At 46.6% G+C, this 21,530-nt stretch carries 16 protein-coding genes; 2 read left to right on the top strand and 14 right to left on the bottom strand.

The window, feature by feature from the left end; translation table 11 throughout:
• Positions 1-34: 34 nt before the first annotated feature.
• From ACLHR0_RS20740 to ACLHR0_RS20720, 5 genes are all read right to left on the bottom strand, one after another.
• On the bottom strand, positions 35-847 hold the full coding sequence (locus ACLHR0_RS20740) for a hypothetical protein (RefSeq protein WP_436489164.1): 813 nt from the start codon (positions 845-847) through the stop codon (positions 35-37).
• A gap of 26 nt (positions 848-873) precedes the next feature.
• Positions 874-2,364: a RagB/SusD family nutrient uptake outer membrane protein gene (locus ACLHR0_RS20735; RefSeq protein WP_436489162.1), complete on the bottom strand. Its 1,491-nt coding sequence runs from the start codon at positions 2,362-2,364 to the stop codon at positions 874-876.
• Between the two features lie 24 nt (positions 2,365-2,388).
• Positions 2,389-6,033 (bottom strand): SusC/RagA family TonB-linked outer membrane protein, encoded by a 3,645-nt coding sequence (locus ACLHR0_RS20730; RefSeq protein ID WP_436489160.1) that lies wholly within the window; start codon positions 6,031-6,033, stop codon positions 2,389-2,391.
• 75 nt (positions 6,034-6,108) lie between these two features.
• Positions 6,109-7,218 carry a FecR family protein gene (locus ACLHR0_RS20725; protein ID WP_429063430.1) on the bottom strand — a complete coding sequence of 370 codons (1,110 nt, stop codon included), beginning with the start codon at positions 7,216-7,218 and terminating at the stop codon, positions 6,109-6,111.
• Positions 7,219-7,266: 48 nt separating this feature from the next.
• Positions 7,267-7,818 carry an RNA polymerase sigma-70 factor gene (locus ACLHR0_RS20720; RefSeq protein WP_370907717.1) on the bottom strand — a complete coding sequence of 184 codons (552 nt, stop codon included), beginning with the start codon at positions 7,816-7,818 and terminating at the stop codon, positions 7,267-7,269.
• Between the two features lie 324 nt (positions 7,819-8,142).
• On the opposite strand from ACLHR0_RS20720, the gene ACLHR0_RS20715 reads away from it, so the two are divergent.
• The gene (locus ACLHR0_RS20715) at positions 8,143-8,985 is read left to right on the top strand and encodes an SDR family NAD(P)-dependent oxidoreductase (RefSeq protein WP_436489158.1); all 843 of its coding nucleotides are present in this window, start codon (positions 8,143-8,145) and stop codon (positions 8,983-8,985) included.
• Between the two features lie 12 nt (positions 8,986-8,997).
• Entirely contained in the window at positions 8,998-9,798 is an 801-nt protein-coding gene (locus ACLHR0_RS20710) for a helix-turn-helix domain-containing protein (RefSeq protein WP_436489156.1), read from the top strand.
• Here ACLHR0_RS20710 and ACLHR0_RS20705 read toward each other — a convergent pair.
• The 9 genes from ACLHR0_RS20705 to ACLHR0_RS20665 all read right to left on the bottom strand — a co-directional run bounded on the left by ACLHR0_RS20705 (position 9,795) and on the right by ACLHR0_RS20665 (position 21,202).
• Entirely contained in the window at positions 9,795-10,568 is a 774-nt protein-coding gene (locus tag ACLHR0_RS20705) for a hypothetical protein (RefSeq protein WP_429050117.1), read from the bottom strand. The genes ACLHR0_RS20710 and ACLHR0_RS20705 overlap by 4 nt on opposite strands.
• Positions 10,569-10,652: 84 nt before the next feature.
• Positions 10,653-11,648 (bottom strand): S41 family peptidase, encoded by a 996-nt coding sequence (locus ACLHR0_RS20700; RefSeq protein WP_436489154.1) that lies wholly within the window; start codon positions 11,646-11,648, stop codon positions 10,653-10,655.
• On the bottom strand, positions 11,645-12,388 hold the full coding sequence (locus tag ACLHR0_RS20695) for a hypothetical protein (protein WP_436489152.1): 744 nt from the start codon (positions 12,386-12,388) through the stop codon (positions 11,645-11,647). The genes ACLHR0_RS20700 and ACLHR0_RS20695 overlap by 4 nt, the downstream gene beginning before the upstream one ends.
• Positions 12,389-12,449: 61 nt before the next feature.
• Positions 12,450-13,853, bottom strand: coding sequence for a hypothetical protein (locus tag ACLHR0_RS20690; RefSeq protein ID WP_436489150.1), 1,404 nt, complete (start codon positions 13,851-13,853; stop codon positions 12,450-12,452).
• A gap of 91 nt (positions 13,854-13,944) precedes the next feature.
• Complete coding sequence (locus tag ACLHR0_RS20685; RefSeq protein ID WP_436489148.1) at positions 13,945-15,378, bottom strand: hypothetical protein; 1,434 nt, start codon at positions 15,376-15,378, stop codon at positions 13,945-13,947.
• 188 nt (positions 15,379-15,566) lie between these two features.
• Positions 15,567-18,860, bottom strand: coding sequence for a carboxypeptidase regulatory-like domain-containing protein (locus tag ACLHR0_RS20680; protein WP_436489146.1), 3,294 nt, complete (start codon positions 18,858-18,860; stop codon positions 15,567-15,569).
• Between the two features lie 27 nt (positions 18,861-18,887).
• Positions 18,888-19,880, bottom strand: coding sequence for a FecR family protein (locus tag ACLHR0_RS20675; protein WP_436489144.1), 993 nt, complete (start codon positions 19,878-19,880; stop codon positions 18,888-18,890).
• 87 nt (positions 19,881-19,967) lie between these two features.
• Positions 19,968-20,516 (bottom strand): RNA polymerase sigma factor, encoded by a 549-nt coding sequence (locus ACLHR0_RS20670; protein ID WP_370907727.1) that lies wholly within the window; start codon positions 20,514-20,516, stop codon positions 19,968-19,970.
• Positions 20,517-20,683: 167 nt separating this feature from the next.
• Positions 20,684-21,202, bottom strand: a complete 519-nt coding sequence (locus tag ACLHR0_RS20665; RefSeq protein WP_436489142.1) for a hypothetical protein — start codon at positions 21,200-21,202, stop codon at positions 20,684-20,686.
• Positions 21,203-21,530 lie beyond the last annotated feature (328 nt).

Genomic DNA, 21,530 nt, shown 5'->3' with positions numbered 1-21,530 from the left:
ATTAATGCGAAGAATATTAACGGCTCCGTACAGGTTATGGCCTGTTGCCGATCGCCTGGAGATCTACCTGGTATCTGTTGAGAAATGTGCTGACAACAACATCGTATTTCTTTCTTATCAATCCCTTTTCATCCACCTGGCTGCGCAGTACGCCCGCTTCCAGTTCATCTTTGGTATGACTGGTAATCAATTGAATAAATGCCAGGAAATCAGTGGCCACATTCAGCTGGTTGTTGTATGGCTCCACGATGCCTTCTGCCAGGAGCCTGGCAGGCGGTACCTGTCCGTAGGAAGGCGGCGCCAGGGCTTTGAATGCATCAGGAACAATAGTGCCGTCTGTCCGAACAACGCGTTCCATATAGCTTCGGTGCAGCCAGCCACGCATCTGCTTGCGTTCTGCCGGTGTTTTTTGCCACAGCGTACTATCGGCCCAGCCAATAGCCAGCATACTGCTGGTGGCAGAAAATCCGGTTGCTGAACGGGTATTCCCTGCGCCGATATAGGAGGCAAGTAAAATTTTGTAAGGGAGCGTGGTCTTTAAAAAAGCCTCCGGGTATACGTCCAGTAATTCTTCTCTTATATACTGTAATGTGGATGCTACATAAGCGGGATTAGCATTAAAGGCACTATCTGTTTTCTTATCGGAGTAGTTATAAGCATAATCCAGCTGTGTAAATTTATACAGGACAAAAGTGTTGTATTTTTTATACCAGGCCACTATCGTATCATCATACTCATGATTACCCTGTGGGAGCGTATATAAGGGCTGGACAGGATCCGGTGTTAATGCCGCCTCTTTATTACAGGCTATTCCCACTAACAGCACTATCAGGAAATATAATCTCATATATGATTATTTACAGTTGAAAGAAATTATTCCGGTAAACGCTTACCTGCGAATAAGGGATTTTGTGTCAGTGCCGGGTTCCTTGATAGTACATCGGTGGGTATCGGCATTATATACTGCGGGTCGCGTGCCGGCAACCGGAACACCTGCACCGTTACCTGGTTGGGTGTAAAGATGTGTTTGATCGATGGCATGCCGTAGCGTCTCAGGTCAAACCAGCGATGTGCTTCTTCGCGGTATAGTTCCCGGCGACGTTCTGTTCTGCACATTTGCAGCAATACATCTCCCGGTTTTACGATCCAGGGGGTGAAAGAAGCCCGGTCAATTCTATTGGCGCGCAAGGTATTCAGGCTTACCAGTGCCTGTGCGGCGGCGTTACCATCGCCTGTTTTCCTGTATTTCTGGATGTAGGCTTCTGCACGGTTCAGGTAAGCTTCGGAACTTCTCCACGAATTGGTTAATTCGGCAGAATGCCCCGAAACGGATGGCACATTCTTCATCTGTGAAAAATCGGGCGTCAGGAATTCTTTCATAAATTCCGGATTGATGTAAAATCCTGTTTGCCTGCGCAGGTCATTCTCTTCAAAACAGTTCACCAGGTCGTACGAAATATCATATGCCTCTGAATAAGTGTTTGGTAACTGCTCCTCTCCCTGTCCATAGTTCCAGATACTTTCAATATTAGACGGTCCTATCAGCATTTTATTTTCTGTATCCGGCATCCCTCCCCAGGTGTTCAGGTCCATTAACTGCGGGTGATAACGCAGCACTTCGTCGGCATGACTGATCGCTTTGTCCCAGTCTTCCATATAAAGGAAAACCCTGCTGGCCAGCAGATGCGCAGCTACATGGGAAACCCGGTAGTATTCACGGTTAACTTTGTATTTATCCAGCAAATAGATACCGCTGTCGAGATCACTCACGATCTGGTTGTATACCTCTTTCACGGTGTTCCTGCGGAGAAAAGCATCCGAGAGGTCGGCGGTTTTCCTGATGGGCACACCCGGGCTTTTATCGGGTATAGTGAGGGAATCATTATAGGGTTTTGCATAAATATTCACCAGCATAAAGTGATAGAATGCCCGTAATGTATAGGCTTCTCCTTTAAACTGGTCTTTGTCGGCCTGCAGGCCGGTTGAATTATCCATATACTGAAGCGCTACATTTACGCCCAGCAGCAACTTGTAATAGGTACTCCAGGTATTGAAATTGATGGCATTACCGGTAGCGGCAGTGGCGGGCTCCATGTCTGGTTGCCACTGAAAGATGGGCGCCGGCAGGAGTGGCGCATTTGAGTGGGCCATGAGTGGTCCTGTATAGCCCTGGGTGTCGTCATCCAGGAATACCATCCAGGGCTGCAGCAATGTGGAAGCGGTAGGATATCCATCATAATATAATATTTCCCCGAAATCATGGGTAGATTTAGGTATTACATCTGTTGGAGAATATTCCTGCAGGAATTTCTTACAGGACACTAAACACAAGGCGCCTATGATTACAAGCAACGATTTCTTCATGCTGTATTATTGAAATTAGTTACATTAAAAAGTAGCGTTCAGACTGAAAGCATATTGCCGGGTAAGCGGCAATGCAGTGGTGCCGATGCCATCAATTTCAGGGTCCTGCCCTTTCAGTTTCCTATTGGCAACCGTAAAAACATTATTTACTGCCGCGCCAACGCTTAAATTCTTAATCCCGCTTCCCCTCAGCTTAACAGCAGGAATGGTGTAGGTAAGATTTAGATTGCTGCATCGCACATAGTTGTTACTGACTGTCCTCAGATCAGACATATTATAAGCCTGGAACGGATCCACCGATGTTTGTCCGGAGTTTCCAGCGGAACCGTTACTGATCACTTTGTATGGTACTATAAGCCAGTCCCGGGTGGCTAAAAGATCCATCACTACAGGAATATCTGTATGTAATTCGTCACCCGGTTTACGCCAGCGGTTCAAATAATCTTTGCTGAGATTGGTAAATGGCGCCGGCACCCCATTCAGTGCATTTGTACGCGGGAAAGGATCATTGAGCCGTTTGCTGCTGCCAATACTCACGTAAAACAACATCACCGCTGAAAAGGATTTGTACCGGAACACCGGCTGAATACTCCCGGTGAAAGAAGGTTGAAGTTGGCCGGAATACACCAGGAAATCATCCGGGTTATTGGTCTTTTCCTTGAGATCTAAATTCCTGAACATCGGCAAACCGCTGTTATGATTCAGACCATTATAAATATAAGAGTAGAAACCACTCACGGGTTTTCCGCGTAAATGTCCGCTGCCATTAAAAAAGGAATTGTAGTCGTTGGGAATAATTTCGTCAGATACCCGGTTGCTGTTCCTGCTGGTAGTCAACGTAAAGGAGAGCGATGTGTTCCGCGATCTGATGGCATCTACATTGATCATCGCTTCCCATCCCTGGTTATATAACTCGCTTCCGTTCCTGTACATCACATCCATACCATATTCAAAAGGAATCTTTATCATGTCCAGTACATCCGTTGTTTTCTTCGAGTAATAATCAACATTCACCCGCAGGCGGCTATTGAACATGGCTACCTGGGTGCCCAGGTTCCACTGGTGGGTTTTTTCCCAGCGCAACTCCGGGTAAGGCATGGTTTTTATGTGCAGGTAAGGTTTACCGGTAATGGGACTTGTTTCTCCCACAACGGGGGAATAAGTGGCTACCAGGTTAGGACCCACTGCGCTCACCACATTTCCCTGCGTGCCATACGAACCTCTCACCTGCCAGTCGCTGATCAGGGAGCTTACGGGAAACCAGTTTTCTGAAGAAGCATTCCAGCGGGCAGCAATACTGTAATTAGGTAAGAACCTGGAGTTGGAATACTGTCCAAACCTGTTGGAGCCATCCGTCCGGATGGTACCGCTCAATACATAGCGGTTCATCATGCTATAAGCGGCCGTACTGTAATAGGAAACGGAGTTGTCGATAGCTTCGTTGATTGTTTCTGAACTATATAATTTCCTGCCCATTACAGTCGGAAAGAATGACTTTCCCCTGCCCGGAAAGTACCCCGGTTCCCTGGATGTAAGGCCATTGGCAGTTTCACTTCTCACCTCGTTACCCAACGTAAAATTAAACTGGTCGCGATCCTTCCGTACGCCTGTATTGTAATCTATACTGTTCCGCATTCCGAGCGACATGCTCTTCTGGTTCATCATATAGGCCATGCCTCCTGTGGGCAGCGCCGTCAGCATCATCTCCTGTGTAGGCACCACCTCCGCGCTCCATCCGCGTTCAACCGCAATAGCATATGTTTGCTCATCGGCTGCGGTTAACCCATCGGCTCCACTCACAATAACGTTGGAAGAATGGCGAAAAAACAATCCCTTCCTGATCTTATAATCCAACGATAAATTCAGGCTGGAAGAATGTGTGCTGCTGTTGTTTTCCGAGTGACTGATTTCATTTTGTATGTTATAAACATACGGTGGCCATACTAACTGTACGGGCTCATTAACCCTCAGGTTGCTCGGCGTGCGCACCGGGTAAAAATCGTCCGGGCTGTAAATACGGCTTGTTTGCAACGCGTAGGTCAACGGGTTTACCGACTGGTAATACCCCGTGGATTTTATATAATTGCTTTGCATCGACAGGTCCAGGTTCAACCGTTTACCAATCTGCGTGCGCACACTTACATTCGCTGAATACGTTTTCTTGCCATCCTCTTTCGCTGCGCCGTTAAAGCCGCCATAGCTCAGGGAAGCGTAATAGGTGGTTTTACCCGCGCCGCCACTCATGCTGAGCGCATGCTGCATGCTCATCTGGTTCCTGAACAACACCTTAAACCAATCCGTATTCCGGGTTTCAATAGTGCCTACCCCCGCCCGGAATTCCGCTTCCGTAATTTGCCTGGCATATAACTGTCTTAATAATCCTTCATACGAAAAACGTTCTTCGAAACCACTTTCACTTCCGTTAAAGACCACGCCATCTTCTATCAGTGATTTTGAGAAAGCCACCCGTTCCTTCGAATTCATGAGGTTCAGCTGGTTGTAGGAAGGACGCGCCTGGAAAGATATATTTGAATTGTAGGTTACTTCCACGGGACCCGCCTTTCCTCTTTTAGTGGTTACCACGATTACGCCGTTAGCCGCGCGGGTACCATAAATAGAAGTAGCGGCGGCATCTCTTAAAAATGTGATGCTTTCAATATCATAGGGGTTCAAACCACTGATGGCGTTTCCCATCAGTTCATAGTTGGATTGGGAAGGACCGCTGAGTACATTATTCAATAGTGCGGAGGAGATATTAACCGGGTCGGGGCGTATCATACCGTCGATCACCCACAGCGGGGCAGCGTTGCCAATTAAGGTGGAGGTACCGCGGATACGCATAGTAGGCTTTGCATTCACGCCACCGGAGGTGTTGATTATCATTAGTCCCGGCACTTTGCCCTGCAGCATCCTGTCTACAGATGGCTGACCGGGCTGTAAGATATCGGCTGCATTCAGTTTTAATACGGAGCCCGTGGCTAAACGGGGATCTATTTTCTGATACCCGTTCACCACAACTTCCTGGATTTCCCGGGCAATGGTATCCATTTTAAAAGGGATCAACGGGTCGTCTGAAAACTTCACTTTGTACAGCAGCGTTTTCATTCCTACCAGGGAGAGGCTTACCTGTTCCTGCTCCCGGGCAACCAGCATAAACATCCCGTCGGGCTGTGTTACGGTCATTTCTTTTGAGGTAAGTCCTTTAATGCTCACCCCTGCCAAAGGCGAGCCCTGGGGGTCGGTTACCCTTCCCCTGAGGATCACCGACTGGCTGGTTGCCTTTTCTGCAGACACCTCCTGTTCGTAGATAATGATCCCGCCCATCTCCACCATAAATTGCAGGCCGGTATTAAGCAACAGTTTTTTGAGTAACGATTCCAGTGAAACCGCATTTACTTTCACCGTAACCGGTGGCTGACGCCGGATTAGCTCACTGTTATAGGTAAAGCGTATATGCATCTTCGTACGCAGATCCTTCAGCACTTTGCTTAAAGATGATTTATTGGCCTCGTAAGAAATCTTTCTCGATAATATTTCCTGTTGTATACTATCCTGCGCCAACGCCCCATTGCCGGTAAGAAGCAGCAAAAGCAACAACTGGTAAGGTAACCGCATGACATAGCGCCGCGCTTCCTTCCAGGCGAAGGACAAGCCCAATAAATTTCTCATTCTGGTTTGGTATTATGGTTTAAGCAGTAACCGGTGGCTACTGGCAATCTGATTGACTCCGGTTGATATTCTTAACTATTGACGTTTCATGATGTGCACTGTTTTGCCTTCCACCCGGAACCTTAAATTACCCATGCTATGGCTGATCTGGTTCAGTACATCCTGTAAAACCGCCGGGCGGCGCATATCTAAAGTAAAACTTATTTTCTCGAGCGTTGGATCTTCAAAAACAAAAACGTAATCATAATTCCGGGCCAGGTAGCCGGTAATATCCAGCAGCGTGGCATCTTCAAAAAAGAGATCGCCTTCCATCCAGGCGGTGAACACCCTTGCTTCTACGGTCCTTTTTTGCAGCGAACCATTTTTATCATTATAAACGGCCTGCTCATCGGGCGCCAGTATGGTATGCTCCTGGCCGGCGGTGACCAGCAGCTTTCCGCTGCTTAAAGTGGTTTGTATACCCGGTCCGTAGGTGTTTACGTTAAAGGCAGTACCCAGTACTTTCATGGTCATTTTGCCTGTATGTACCAGGAATGGGCGTTCTATATCGGCGGCCACATCGAAGTAGGCTTCTCCCTGCACATACACTTCCCGTGACGGGCCGTTAAAGGCAGCAGGATAGATCAGCCGGGAACCGGCGTTGAGCCATACCCTGGTGCTGTCGGCCAGCCGGAGGGTGAATTGTAAGCCGCGGGGCACTTCCAGTGTATCCATCGCCGTTACTACTGCACGATCGGCGCCGGCATCGTATACCAATGACGACTGACCTGCTTTGATAGCGGCGATGCCGTTGTTTTGAATGACCTGTGTGTCGCCGCCAAGCGTTATTTCATGACCGTTGGATAACTTGAGGCGCACCTTGCCCACGGGCATTTCGTTGGCCAGCTGCGGCGTGTGCTGCCTGGGCAGGAATGTCCATAATGCTGCCCCTATGGCCAATACCAATATTGCTGCAGCGGCCAGCTTCACCAGTGTGAAACGGCGGGCCTGCCTGCGGTCCCTGGCCTGTACAAAACTCTGCCATCCCTCTTCTTCCGGGAATTTTTCCGCGCCCAGTCTCGACTGCATCTCTTTGGCTGCAGCCAGCATTGCCAGCTCTTCCTCCGTCAGGGATTCCCCCGTTCTGTTCCCATCCATCAGGTCCAGCAGCTTATCCCAGTCTATTTCTTTATCTTTTTCATTCATAACTTCGGTAATAAGGGCAAACAATTATGAAAAAAGGGTGAAGGCCTGTCAGTTATTTTTTAAGAAAAAAAGGAAAGCGATGAAAATATTCATCCACCGGCATTCTTTCCGTAAAAACTGCAGTGCCAGTTTTATCTGCGTTTTCACCGTATTAATGGAGATACCGAGCGTTTCGGCGATATCCTTATATTTCAGTCCATCCCGGTTGCTTAGCAGGAATATCCGGCGGCGCTGCTCCGGCAGCCGGGCTACAGCCGCCCACAGCGCTGCATTGCGGTCTGCTTCCGCTTCATTGTCTTCCAGCGGAAAATGCTGCGTCATGTTTTCAATGACGGCTATTTCCTCCAGCGACGTTTTGCCTGATTTCTTTAAATAGTTCAGTGAAGCGTTGCGGATGGCGCGAACGGCATAACTCTTAAAATCGTGGGTAATACGGATGACATGCCGCTTACTCCAGCAATAAAGGAAAAAATCCTGCACAATATCCCTGGCCGCGTCCTCATCTTCCACCACATAGTACGCGGCAGTGCACAGGAAGGTGTAGTGAAGTTTGAACTGTTCTTCGAAAGAAACTACTTCACCTGATTTTGGTTGGTACATAAACCACTTTGTAACTTCATTGTTATCCGCACAAAGTATAATAAAATCCGGATTTATTTCCATCATCTGTTGTCCCGCATTATGCTGTTGCTGTTTTTTGCAGATAACCAACGGCCGGCTGCCTCATTTAAATCACCACTATCATCATAGGCAACAGAAAAGTGAAAAAGGGTGAAGCAGGAGGAAAATTTTTTTCGGGGATGTAATCCCGGCCATCAACAGGAGCGTCTGTATTTATTAATCTGAACTTTTTAACAAAGCAGTTTGCACGTTTCAGCAAACCGGTCTTACCCGGTTAATCCGACCTTTGATAAAACTAAAATTATGTCCAGCGTTTGGTTTATTACAGGCAGCTCCCGCGGATTGGGAAGGAGTCTTACAGCAGCTGTACTGGCGGGTGGCGACCTGGTAGCAGCCACCGCCCGGCGTCCCGGCCTGTTAAAAGATCTTGCAACAAAGTATCCCGGCAATATATATCCGCTGCAGCTGGACGTTACCAACAACGCACAGATCATCGCCGCCATTGAAAATACCATTCAACATTTTGGCCGGATAGATGTGCTGGTCAATAACGCAGGCGCCGGCATCTTAGGCGCCGCTGAGGCCTACAGCGATGAGCAGGTACTCAGCCAGCTGGAAACGAACCTGTATGCACCTATCGCCATCACCCGTGCAGTGTTGCCATATATGCGCCGGCAAGGTTCGGGCAGGATACTGCAAATCAGCTCCGTAGGCGGCAGGGTGGGCAGCCCCGGCCTCACCATTTACCAGGCCGCGAAGTTTGGATTGAGCGGTTTCAGCGAAGCCCTGGCTAAAGAGGTAAGACCATTGGGCATACTGGTGACAAGTATTGAACCGGGCGGTTTCCGCACCGGCATGACGGCCTCTTTGCCCTGCGCGCAGGAGATAGCGGGCTATGAAAAGACAGTGGGCACCCGGATAACACTGTTTAAAAATAGTAACTTTAGCCCCGCAGGCACGCCTGACAAAGCCGCAGAAGCAATCATTAACCTGGTTAAGCATCCTGCGCCCCCGGTACACCTGGTACTTGGAAGCGATGCCATATACCGGATAAGGGAAGCCAATGCGGAAAGAAATGAGGAAATGGAAAAGTGGCTGCCGGTAAGCGTCTCTACAGATGCAGCGAATTTTACACAAACGGATTAATACAATTGAATAATGCCTTCACTCAATAAACGACCATCCCCTATCGCGTATTCCTGCTACACCACCAGTACCCGGGAGGGAGAACAGTTTATACCGGACTATGTATTCAGCTACCAGGTGTCGGGAACAATGATCATGAATGATGGCAACAAAGCATATATTTTTAAACCCGGTGATGTCAGACTCGGCAGGCGGAACCGGCTGATGAAGTTCAACAAGCTACCGCCCGAAGGCGGCGAGTTTAAATCGTTTTCCGTTCACTTCGATCAGCCCTTCCTGCGTGAGTTTAGTATGGAAGCGGGGTATAAAGCCGAAAAGCAGGTGAAAGGCAACGCTGTCATTGCCCTGGAACCCCATCCTTTGTATAAAAACTATTTTAATTCACTGCCGCCCTACATGCAACTGAACGGGGAAGATGATGCCGCGCTGGTTACGTTGAAATTAAGAGAAGCAGTGCTGCTGTTGTTAAAAGTAAATCCCGGCATGAAAGATATATTATTCGATTTCAGTGAGCCGGGGAAAATAGATCTCGAAGCTTTTATGAATAAGAATTTTCATTTTAACGTGGACCTTAACCGGTTTGCTTACCTGACCGGCAGGAGCCTGGCTACTTTCAAGCGCGATTTCGAAAAGCTGTTTCATTCAACCCCCAGCCGCTGGCTGCAGCAGCGGAGATTACAGGAAGCCTATTATCTTATTAAAGAAAAAGGTAAAACGCCTTCCGATATTTACCTGGACCTTGGCTTCGAGGACCTCTCGCATTTTTCATTTGCTTTCAAGAAGCAATTCGGGGCAGCCCCCACAAAAATTTAACGGGTGCGTGCCCGCCTGTCCGTAAGCATCCGGAAATACCCCAGCATCCCGGCAGATAACACCAGGCAGAAAAAAGTACATACTACCACCGCCCATACCGGCATATCGGGCCGGAGTCCCATGAAATACTGCACTACCGCGTATCCCATGCCGCCTAACATAAACAGCATGGCCAAAGGTATGATGAAATACAGCAGCAGGATCATCCCGGAATTAAAGAAAGAGGCCATCCGCCAGCCCATTGCATATAAAATACCTCCTATTGCAAAATATCCCATTACCAGTAACATAACAGCCGCTCCACTCATTAACAGGTATTTACTTGTGGAGAACTCGCCGGCGGCAGACATACCGGGTTCATAGCCCACGGTAATCACCTCGCCGATATCCGGTTTGCCGGAGGAGGATACATCGGTTTCCATTTCCACCGGTGTGCCGTCTTTCGTTGTGAAGGCTACCGTGGAGCGATACATGATAGTGTTTTTATTTTTACTGTCCTTCGATACATAAGAGGAAAAACTGACCACCTTCGCTTTATACCGCGGCAGGGTAAACGCATTCACCACAAAGTCGCCCAATACACCCGCAAGCGTGGCAGAGAGACTAAGCAGGCAAAATACCACCAGCGAAACATAACCTATCCCCATGCAGCCAGGTTTGCCGCCCGGGTTGTTTCGTTTTAATATTTTAACCGCTAACAGTACAGACAATACTACAATCGCTATGGCCGCCCAGCCATAGCTGGTTATACGCAATAAGATGATCAACATAGATTCCGGTAAACACCCTTTTTTGGGATAAACAATAATTTTCAACTTGTAATATAAGAAGGCATTTCTAATATTTAAGATAAACTATTGCAGGTGTTCCAATGCAAATTTAAAAATGGCATCCCTCCCGTTACTTTCATCATCCAAACTATTGGATACAAAATGATCCGGGGCAATCCCTCCTTCTATATTCGTTCCTTCAACAGAAACAGCCATAGAAGCAGCGTATTTCAGCACCCAGCCATTGGGCAGCTCATAATCAAACGGGGTACCGCTTCCACCGCCTGTTTGATCTCCGATTATAACAGCGTTTGGTAATTCCGACATATACAGCACAAAATCATTGCACGAACTGAAACATCTCCTGTTTGTCAATATCAACAATGGCTTGCCTGCCAAAACAGGATGCCTGGGCGCCAGGTATTTGGCCTCCGGCGGAAGGAAGTCATCATGGCCCGGTCCGCGCTTATAAATATCATACTTCAGCAACATCTTTTCCGGCAGCAACTTCTCCACGATCCTGTCTACTTTTAAAGAACCGCCGCCCCCATTATCCCTCACATCAATGATCAGCCCTTCTACATCTGCCAATTTCTCAAACACCCGGTCGATATCCGCTAATGTCAATTCCTCCCCAAAGGACGGAATGTGCAGATATCCAAACTGTTCTATGAAAGTATACGCCAATGTACCCTGGTAGTTAATTCCCGGCAGGTACTTTTCCTTTAACAGGCCGAAATTAAAATTGTGGGGATATGAATTGTAATAACCGGTGTAAGTGTGCTTCTGCTCCCCGTTGATAAGGGCCACATGGCCATCCATCAGCTGATCAAGCATAGCTGTGCAAATATCAAACAATTCCCCGGTGCTGGTTTTGTCAGATACCATCGGCCGGTATTTCCGGTAGGCTTCTTTCCAATCCACTTTCTTATAGCTGAACAGTGCATACCTGGTATCCATCGCATGCCAGAGGCTTTCAAAAACAGCAACAGGGTTTTGCTTGTCTTCTTTTATAATCGCCTTTTCACAGGAAACGATAAATAGCATCATCACCATGCATATGCTGACAACATTCCTCATAATAAAAAAATGTAGTTGATGGTTAAACTATGCATAGCTGATTGTACCCCGCTCACCTCTTTAATCCGGTAGTACTCCCATTGATAGTGCAAAGACAGGCCCCTGCTTTTACACATCTTCACCTTTATGCCGGTGTTCCAGTAAAACCGGTTAAGCTTGTTCCAGCTTGTCAGCTTAATATCCCGGGTAATGGTCCGCAATGAGGGCGTATGCAAACCGGTTTGTCCTTCGTATGCCGAGTACGCTGTGGAAAGCGCAGCAGCCACCGGGCAAAAGATGCGGGTGCTTAGTTCCCAGTTTTTGCCGGCCTGTTTATCACGCCATGAAAATACATAGCTGTACCGGGCAGTGGGGCCAATGGAACTGATAAACTCATAGTAATCACGATTGTTTACGTAATGCAGCTGTTCCCTCAGATGGAGATAATTATCCAGGGCAGCGCCAAATTCAAACCGGGTTCTGTCTGTCTTTCCCAGCGTAAATAAAATATTGTAATCTAACCCGAAAACTTTTGATCGCATGGCGCCAGATCCTTTGTTGGCATATAATTTCCCCCATGCCCCACGGGCGCCCACTTCCTGTGTTACCCGGCCGGTATGCGAAAAACTGGCGGCCATACCGGGATATGTTCCCTGGTAAACAAGGGCAGACATCCCGGCGTCTTTCACCGTTTGCCTGGATAAAAACACGCCCATTGATACCATCTGCTGCGCCGGGCTGCGATGGCACCATAATATCATGAAAAGGCAAAAACAAAAGCCCATTTTACGACCCGGTATGTTCAAACAGCTGTTGATTGCCTTAATATTTAATGGTAAAAGGATAAAAATCTGTCCAGTTTTGCATCCAGTTTTCAGTTCCGAAAGCGCCTACATAAGTTACCTTTTTAAAGAATCCCTGGAAAGGCTCCCCGCTGAAATCGGCGCCCGTTAAAGCTGCCGCACCGGTGGTGGGCAATAGTTCTGGCAGCGCAAATTTGAAAGGGTTGGTAAGGCCGATTTCTTCCGGTTTAACGTACATTTTGTTATGATGATTTACCGCGTAATCCGTAACACCGGCTGCATCTATTGAATAAACAGCCCCGGGATCTACGGTAAAAGCATCTGCGGAAATATTACTATGCACCAGGTTGGTGGAAAATTCGGAGGTGCCGTCTATTAACCGTTGTGCGGCGATATCGTCGCTGAATTTAATCCCGCCTTTTGGCATTCCCATCAAAATAGAATTTCTCAAAACAAACGCCCCGCTATAACTTACATTTAAGGCGGCGTTCCAGGGTAAAGCGCTATTGTAACCAGGATTGTTATACGGGCCAACAGCGGTAACGTTTGACAATACCGGGCGTGTATCCGGCGCTACCGGGTACCCCTTGGTATCGTTCAGTACCAATAATGCATCGCAGGTGCTGATAAAAGGTCCGGGGGCAGCAAAATAAGGATGTTTATAGCTCACTATAAACTGCTGCATGCCGGTATAGCCATTTGAATAAACAAATCCAGCCAGCCGGTTATTAAATGCCACCAGGTTCTTTGCATTCACGGTTCCACCGAAGAAGCCAAACCCTGAAGTTTGTGTATAGCTGGTTTGCACATTTTCAATGGTGGTGCCTGACCCTACGCCAACACAGGCCAGTCCGTATGATTCGGCAGATCCCACTCCTGCAAATTCGATACGCACATACCTGAGCACACCGGAATTATCCCTGGGATCATTTCCGCCGCCGGAAGGTAAAAGCGCGCCTAACCCGGTCAGGGTCATTTCTGTACCGGCCCCGCCGGTATTTTCATCATAAGCGCTGACAGGCGCTTTGCCAAAAATATACAGTCCACCCCAATCACCGTGTTGCTGGAACCCGGAAGGTGTGCCGGAAGTAAATACGATCGGCTTCTCCGCAGTGCCTTCGGCCATAATTTTCGAACCTCTTTCTATAGCAATATAACCGGATCTTCCGGCGCCAGCTGCTACGCTCCTGCTTTTAATAACGGTGCCCGGCTCAATAGTGAGCACGGCATTGTTTGTTACATTCACGGATACCGCAAAGGTGTAAATGGTATCGCTTTTCAGGGTGCGGTTTGCGTCGATTTTTTCCGGCAGGGCCACGACTGGCTTTTGGGTTTCTAACTTATTATCATCCTTCTTACATGACAACAAACAAATGGATAGAAAGGCACTGAGCATCATCGGCAGGCAATAGTTTCTGTTCATTTGGCTTATATTATTTTGACGGTGGTATATTACAAAGGTGAGACTGGCATGATATGCCAATCTCACCATCATTAAATGTTCTGAAAATTGCTTAGAATCTTGTCCATCCGAGAGAACCTGATCTTACAGTCGCCCAGTTTGCACCACCTGAAACAGGGAATGCACCACGGTAAGTAACTGAACTGAATCCAGTTGAGAATGCACCGGTGAAATCAGCACCTGTAGCAGGAGCAGCACCGGAAGTGAGGAAGAACTGAGTGGAGTTAACGCTGCTCAGGTTAAACGGATTAACCAGGCCAGCGCCGCTCGCAGCAGCCAGTTCAACATTTGCATTGGTAGCGTTTGTCAGGAAGGTCTTTAAAGTTGCATCTGTGTAGGAAGTAGTTCCTGAAGCAACTGCAAAGGCTTTTCCTGAAGTATTGGAATGAACGAAGTTCTTCCTGAATTCTGACGCACCGTTAGTCAGGGAATCTGCAGTAACGTTTCCGTCAACCAGTAAACCAGCAGCCGGGAAGCCCAGGAAAATGGAGTTACGTACAGACAAGCCGGTATTTCTGCGGAAATGCGCACCAGCCTGGAATGATCCGTCAACACCAGTGGCTGAAGTTACAGGGAAATCAGGGTTAGAATCAGCCACACCGTTGTTACCCAGTACGGTTAAGTTAGAAATGATCGGATGTGTGCGTGGTACGTTAGTAGCTACGCCGGTATTGTCGTTATCACATTCGATACCATTAGACTTAGACTGGTCATTAACTTCAGGATCGCGTAAAGCAACCAGGAACTGTAATCTGCCACTGTAGCCGAAATCAAAATCAAAGTCATCATCAATTGCACGATAAGAGATCAGGTGGGTAGGGTTTACTGTACCACCAAAGAACTCAAAGGAATCATCGCCGCTATAGCTTACCTGTACGTGATTAATCACAGTACCGGAACCAACGCCGCCTAAAGTCAGACCATTTACTTCATTGTTATTTCCGAGTGCACCCTGGAAAACACCACCAGCATACTCAATACGTGTGTAAGTGATAGTACCGCTGTTATCTGCAGGCGTTGTACCACCATACTGGGCATCTGATGTGTTAGGAATACCTTCGATGAAAGTTGTCGCTGGTTTATTGGTTGGCGCCTGGCCGAGAATAATGATACCACCCCAATCGCCGTTGGTAGGAGTAGCTTTAATAGAGGTAAAAATAACCGGGTTGTTCAATGTACCGTTTGCGTTTAATTTACCGCCTTTGGCTACTAACAGTACGCCTTTTTCTCCAGCTACATCATAACCTTTGATGGTTGTTCCGGCTGGAATATTCAGGATCGCTCCGCTTTTTACGGTTACCAGGCCTTTTAAAATGTAAGTTTTGGTTGCGAGTAAATTTACAGTACCTACAACATTTCCTTTAATGGTGTCAACGTTGGGATCTGGGCCGGATACTACGTCACGTTCAATGTTTCCGTCTTTTTTGCACGCTGCAAAAGATGCCGTCAGGGCTGCGATAGTTAACAGTTTACTGATCGTTTTCATTTTTGTTGAAATTTTTAATGATAAAGTGGGTTTCATAAAATGGACATCAGCGCCTTTACAAGGGTTAAGACAAGGCATGCCCACCAGCAACTGTGTTTAGCAATTGCCGTTGTTTGCAGTACAAAAATCAATTACGGCTTTACCTGCTTGTGCGCGCACACATCAAAAAACCGTTTTCTTTCTCCGTGCTACTTTTTAAAATTGTAAGAAATTGTGAATGTGTAATTACTGAATGATTTCCTTGAAAAAGTTGTTCCGTCAAAGGTGTTCCCTGAATACTTGCCGTTCAAATCAAAATCCTGGTATTGTATGTACCTGTCGTTCAGCAAATTGGCTGCGTTCAACCTGAGTTCCAGTCGTTGTTTCAAAAGCTTTTGCGAAAGTTGTATATCCAGCTGGTTACGAGGGTTTTCATATATATCAGGATAGGCCCCGATTTCAGACCTGTCTTCAGCGGTAGTTCCAACAACAACAATGCGCCGGCCGGTACGATTAATTGCTGCTGAAAAGCTGAAAGTATTTTTAAATGCGTTAACAAGCAACCCTGCATTGAGCAGATAAGGCGACTGCCCCATTAATGGCCGCTCCCGCAATTTCTGTGTAACCTCCAATCCGGAGCCTGCGGTTTCTCCCATTATTTTGGAATGTATCCGGGAATAATTACCAAAGATGATAATGTTACGGAGCCATTCAGGACCGGTTCCAAAATAGAGGCTTTTACGCAGCTCAAATTCAAGTCCCCATACCAATGCCTCATCCACATTCCTGTACGTGCGTACAAACCTCGTTGTGGATGTTGTTGCCTGCGTGGTAAGTTCCACCGGATCATGCAAATTCTTTTTGAATATAGATGCCGAAATAATTTCAGCGGCGGAAGGAAACCATTCTACCCGGAAGTCGAGATTCTGTATGGTTCCCCTGTTAAGCTCCGGGTTACCGATGGTCATATACCCGCTTACAAAATCAAAGTAGTTATAAGGGCTTATTTCCCGGAACTCGGGCCTTGTCAGTGTTTTTGAATAGGCCGCCCGTACGTTCATCGAAGTAACCGGGCTGTAAATGATGGTCGCCGAGGGCAATACATCCGTATTATAACGGATATAATCTATAGGCGCCTGGTCATCTCCTGTTCCACCGCTTCCCGGTAATTTGCGGTTCAGCTCCTTGTTCGTGCTCAGGCTCATGGCATAAAACTCTACCCTTGCGCCATAGATCAGTTTAAGATTGTCGAGCAGCTGGCTCTCCACGTTTACAAAAGCAGATGCCAGGTTAGCCCCGCCGGTGTATTGGTTTGCAGGCAACTCATAATTTACCGCTACCAATCCGCCGGGCCTGAAGTTTTCAGGGCTGAGTATTTTATCGATTGGCTGTCCGAAATTGACAGCAGAATCACTTGGGAACCCTTGTGTATCATTGCCGGTGGTTAAGCCGCGGGCGGCATCAAAATACCCAAGATTATAGGTGATATATTCCCGCTTCCGGAATTGTGTAAAAGCGCCTGCTTTGATAATCTGCGGTTGCCCTGCCACCTTAAACGGAGTGGATACTGCAAAATTGATATTGTAAGCATCCTCCTTTAAATCGGAATACAGTTTACTTGAATTTTCAACAGAACCAAATTCCGGTACAAAGTAATCCTGGTCTTTATATCTCACCGTATCTGCGCGGTACAGGTTTACATAACCTAACCGCACCTGGTTGGGCTCATACTTCCTGATTTTGTTATAAGAAACATTCCAGGTAAATGTAACCGGTGCTTCTATCCCTAACCGGTGCTCACCCTGGAGTTGCGCACCCAGCAAGGTTTTCTGTGTAGGATGCATATCCACTACCCTGCTGTTTACAATATCGCCAATTCCTTCTCCTAATGTTTTCTCGCCATTTTTGATGGTGGTTACTGTTTCAAAGTCCTGGTTAAACATGCTTTTAATGCCTATCTTGTTCTTTCCAAACTGGTAGGTGATGTTCAACAAAGCTCCCGTATTTACCAGGTACCGGTAGGCTTCTTCATTAAAATAGGACCGCATAAACTTCACCGTGTCTCCCGGGCCGGCAGTGCCCTCGTATTTACTATACCGTGCAAGATCATACCGTTCCACCTGGTCTATGGTTTGGTCTTTGCGGTAATTTGCCAACGCTACGATGCCAAACTTCGTATCATTTTTGAAGTTAAAGGTTTTGCCATAGCCAATCTGTACCTGTTGTATGGGCTCTGCTTTCCCGCTGCTTACCGGCTCCCAGCCTTTGCTCAGCGCATTGCTGATCCGGAACCTTTCTTCCGGATAGAGCTGGGCCAACTCGCTGGCTTTCATTTTAAATTCATCGGGGACCGCGCGTTTACCATCATCAAAGCCTATCCAGTCACGTGCGCCATTGCGGTCCTTGAAAAATGCTTTCCCTGTTTGCCCGTCATAAAAGCCGGTTCCGAGCGACAGTGTAATAAAATCCTTATCCGGAAAATCTTTCGTGTTCACCTGTACCACGCCACCGGCAAATTCACCGGGCAAATCTGCGGTCGCTGTTTTTGTTACTACAATGCTTTCCACAGCCAGCGCAGGAATCAGGTCCAGGCTGAAAGTGCGCCTGTCGGGCTCCGTGCTGGGAAGCAGCCCTCCGTTTAACAGCGTATAATTGTAGCGGTCTGCAAGTCCCCTTACCACCGCATATTTCCCATCGAGCACACTTACTCCTGTTACCCGCTTAATCGCATCTCCTGCATTCCTGTCGGGTGTTCTGCGTATCAGCTCTGCAGAAATCCCATCGGTGATGGCCGTACTTCTTTTCTGAAGGGCATACAATGCTGATTGCGATTCCCGGCGATACGAGCTGGTGATTACCACATCTTTCAGCCGCTGGGAGGTTTGTTGCAAAACAATATCTAAAGAAGTGGTTCCATTTTCTTTTACCATCACCTCTGTGATCACCTTCGCCTGGTAACCGATGTACCTGAACTCCAGCTTATATTGTCCGGGCTGCAGTTTCAGCACATAGTTTCCCTGGATATCTGTACTGCCGTATGAGGAGCCTCCTGAAGCGATGATGGTTACACCCGGAATGGCTTCACCGGTTTTCCCATCTGTTACCTTGCCCGATACACGTCCTGGTTCCGCACGCTGATTCCGTTTATTATTATCTAAGCTGATAAGAATATTGTTATTAACAACCTGGTAAGAAAAATCTGTTTTCTCCAGCATCCTGTTCAATATTACATCCAGCGGCGTATCCCTGAACGACATGGCGGCAATGCGGGTTTCTTTAAAAAGATCTTTATTATATGCAAAATATAAACCGGTTAATTCTTTCAGTTTCTCAATGCCAGTCGTTAATTTCTGGTGCTCAAAATTAACCGTCAGTTTGGTATCGGAAAGTTTCTGTGCCCTCACATCCGCTGCGCCAAGCAGAATGCCGGCATTGAGAATGTAAAGGAAACACAATACGGAAATACGTAAAAATCGCTCTAAAGATGCTACAGTTATTTTCATTCGTTTAAACAGGATTACACCGGGTTATTAATACATTACGATTGTCTTGTCGGTAATAGAAAACTTGGTCTTATTGATGGAGCTCAGGAGTTTCATCACATCTTCAATACGGTCTGTTTTTTTGATGGTTGCCGAAAAATGAAGATGATTTAAATCCCGTTTGCCTGTTTTCAATACGTAGTTATAGTTATTAAAGAGAATGGCCTGAAGGCTCTCAAAGTCAACATAATCAAGCACAATAATGCCTGTCCGCCAGGAGCTTACCGCTTTTCCATCGCTGGTGGATTTGATAGATTTATTCAACAGCAGTTTATATTGAATCTCTTCGTTAGGGGTTAAAAAACCAATCACTTCCTTGCCACGGTTCACGCCAACCTTACCGGTGGCCACTGATATTCTCACACATTTAGAGAAATTATAGGCGTCAATATTAAAAGAGGTGCCCAGCACCTGTGTGCTCAAGCCCTTGCTGTGCACAATAAACGGCCGGTTAGTTTCATGCGCCACATCAAAGAAAGCTTCACCTTCCAGCAGGGTAACTTCTCTTGTTTTCTCTGAAAACTGTTTCGGGTAACTGAATTTCGTGGCTGCATTCAACCATATTTTAGTACCGTCCGACAGCTCCACCAGCTTCATTTTACCTTCGGCCACTTCAATCGTATTCATGGCAGCCGAATCTATAACAGCAGCCAGTTGTTGTTTACCACCTGGTTTGCTAAGAAAAAAAGTGAGTCCTGCTGAAATCAAAACAAGTCCTACTGCCGCTGCTATTTTTATCATGTTGCCCATCCTTCTTACCGGTGTTCTTTGCGGCTGGGATTTTATTTTACCATGAATACCTTTTAAAATAGCCCGATGCGCTTCTTCCTCTTCCTTTTCAGTAGAAAATGCTGGTGAAGCAGGATGGCTGATATCATAAGATGAATACCAGGCCTCTACCTGTTCGCTCTCCTCTGGCGATAGTGTACCATTCAAATACTGACCTAGCAGCTCCCTGATTTTTTTTTCGTTTAGATCCACAAGTTTGCCTTTATGCTATATACTTCTCTTTAAACGGGGTGAAGTACCATAAGGCAGGTGCGAGATAACAATTCCTTAATGTGCGGATCAGAGAATATTAGCATTTTCCAGCGACTCCCTCAATCTTTTGAGTGCCATAGAGATCTGGTTTTTAACAGTTTGGGAAGATATAGAGAGTTGTTTGGCAATTTCATCATTGGGGAGGTAATGTTTCCTGCTCAGCAGGAAAACCTGTTTCATTTTCACCGGCAAATTATCAATCTCATTATTTAAGAACGTTTCAAGTTCTTTGGCGAGCAGGGGATCATGGCTCTCCTTTATAAAATCAATTTCGCCGATATCAGTTAAGGATAAGTGTGCATTACTTTTATTCTTATAAATGGCGTCTATCACCTTGTACTTGAGCGACTTGAACAGATATGGCCGGAGTGACAGGTTTTCGTCGAGGTTTTCTGCATTGTTCCAGATAGAAATAAAAATATCCTGGATAATGTCTTGCACATCATCTTTAGAAAGGAGTCTTTTATAGGCGGCATCATAAAGCTCTTTACAATAACGAGAATAGAGCTCATTAAATGCAGGGATATTTTGGTTTTTGAGCAGCGAGATTAGGGTCTTTTCCGAAAACGTTCTCACATTTTTCTGTGTTTAGAAGATGTATGCAAACATAGTACGGAGGGGTTATGTTGAAATGAAAGTAATATTAAAATAATGTTAACAATGGCCATATTCCGGACACAGCGCGGGTTTTCATGAATCTGTTCACCTGGGTACAATGGCCTTTTCACCTGGATTACAGGCGCTTATAAATCGTTTGCTTTATTGAATCTCCCGATGGCTTCCTGGAGCGCTGTCCTTTTTTCATTCCTTACCCCGGACATCGTCAGTTTTTCTTTTTGCAGCAATAATAGTTTGTCCTGCGCATTCTCTATCGAGTCTGCATTGGTTTGGTGCATGGCTTGTTGTGTTGCAATTATCCTGCGGTCAAATACCTGCAAATCTTTTACGGACATGTAATAGTTTATGGCAGCTGTTTTTAATGCAGCTCCTTCGCTGATCCCTTCTGCCGGCAATGCGATTATCTCCCGGATGATACTGTCAAATGCCTGTTCCTGTTTATCTACCGCACGCAGGGCTCCACTGAAATCGTTATTTACCAGGCATATCAACTTCTCTTCCTCGGGGCCTCCTTTGCCTACCAAAATCTGGAATGCAGTCCTCTCCTTTTGAGCAATTGCTTCTCTGAATTCCGTTGCCTTCTTCGATTTACAGGAAACCAGGCTTACCATCAAAAAAATTATAATAAAAATATGCCGCTTCATGTTTAATTTCTTTTAGTTTTGATTAACCTGTTGCTTGTTATAAATATAAAAAAGTTATCCCACACCCGAAAAATTGCAAAGGATCAGTTACGCCAGGAAGTACAACACAAAAATATTCACAGAAGGGAACAGAAAAAAACAAATATGCCGCTTTTGCCGCTTTTTGCCGGATTATGCCGGAATCGGGCGACCCGGAAACGGTCATAGTGTATGGGGAATGTATGGGGAGTGTATCATGAGAGTATGGTGAGAGTATGGGAACAGTATCGGAACAGTATGGGGACTATAGGGGGAGTACAGGGGGACTATATGGGGAGTATATGGGGAG

The sequence above is a fragment of the Chitinophaga sp. ARDCPP14 genome (assembly GCF_051362515.1).
Lineage (GTDB): Bacteria > Bacteroidota > Bacteroidia > Chitinophagales > Chitinophagaceae > Chitinophaga.
Note: the sequence above shows the minus strand (reverse complement) of the source record. Positions and strands in the feature narration are given on the sequence as shown.

Bases quoted from the DNA above. Each gene is read 5' to 3' on its own strand.
- ACLHR0_RS20685 (WP_436489148.1), bottom strand. From the start codon at position 15,378: ATGAAAACGATCAGTAAACTGTTAACTATCGCAGCCCTGACGGCATCT.
- ACLHR0_RS20680 (WP_436489146.1), bottom strand. From the start codon at position 18,860: ATGAAAATAACTGTAGCATCTTTAGAGCGATTTTTACGTATTTCCGTA.
- ACLHR0_RS20730 (WP_436489160.1), bottom strand. From the start codon at position 6,033: ATGAGAAATTTATTGGGCTTGTCCTTCGCCTGGAAGGAAGCGCGGCGC.
- ACLHR0_RS20665 (WP_436489142.1), bottom strand. From the start codon at position 21,202: ATGAAGCGGCATATTTTTATTATAATTTTTTTGATGGTAAGCCTGGTT.
- ACLHR0_RS20690 (WP_436489150.1), bottom strand. From the start codon at position 13,853: ATGAACAGAAACTATTGCCTGCCGATGATGCTCAGTGCCTTTCTATCC.
- ACLHR0_RS20705 (WP_429050117.1), bottom strand. From the start codon at position 10,568: ATGTTGATCATCTTATTGCGTATAACCAGCTATGGCTGGGCGGCCATA.
- ACLHR0_RS20695 (WP_436489152.1), bottom strand. From the start codon at position 12,388: ATGATATTATGGTGCCATCGCAGCCCGGCGCAGCAGATGGTATCAATG.
- ACLHR0_RS20720 (WP_370907717.1), bottom strand. From the start codon at position 7,818: ATGTACCAACCAAAATCAGGTGAAGTAGTTTCTTTCGAAGAACAGTTC.
- ACLHR0_RS20710 (WP_436489156.1), top strand. From the start codon at position 8,998: ATGCCTTCACTCAATAAACGACCATCCCCTATCGCGTATTCCTGCTAC.
- ACLHR0_RS20735 (WP_436489162.1), bottom strand. From the start codon at position 2,364: ATGAAGAAATCGTTGCTTGTAATCATAGGCGCCTTGTGTTTAGTGTCC.
- ACLHR0_RS20740 (WP_436489164.1), bottom strand. From the start codon at position 847: ATGAGATTATATTTCCTGATAGTGCTGTTAGTGGGAATAGCCTGTAAT.
- ACLHR0_RS20715 (WP_436489158.1), top strand. From the start codon at position 8,143: ATGTCCAGCGTTTGGTTTATTACAGGCAGCTCCCGCGGATTGGGAAGG.
- ACLHR0_RS20725 (WP_429063430.1), bottom strand. From the start codon at position 7,218: ATGAATGAAAAAGATAAAGAAATAGACTGGGATAAGCTGCTGGACCTG.
- ACLHR0_RS20700 (WP_436489154.1), bottom strand. From the start codon at position 11,648: ATGAGGAATGTTGTCAGCATATGCATGGTGATGATGCTATTTATCGTT.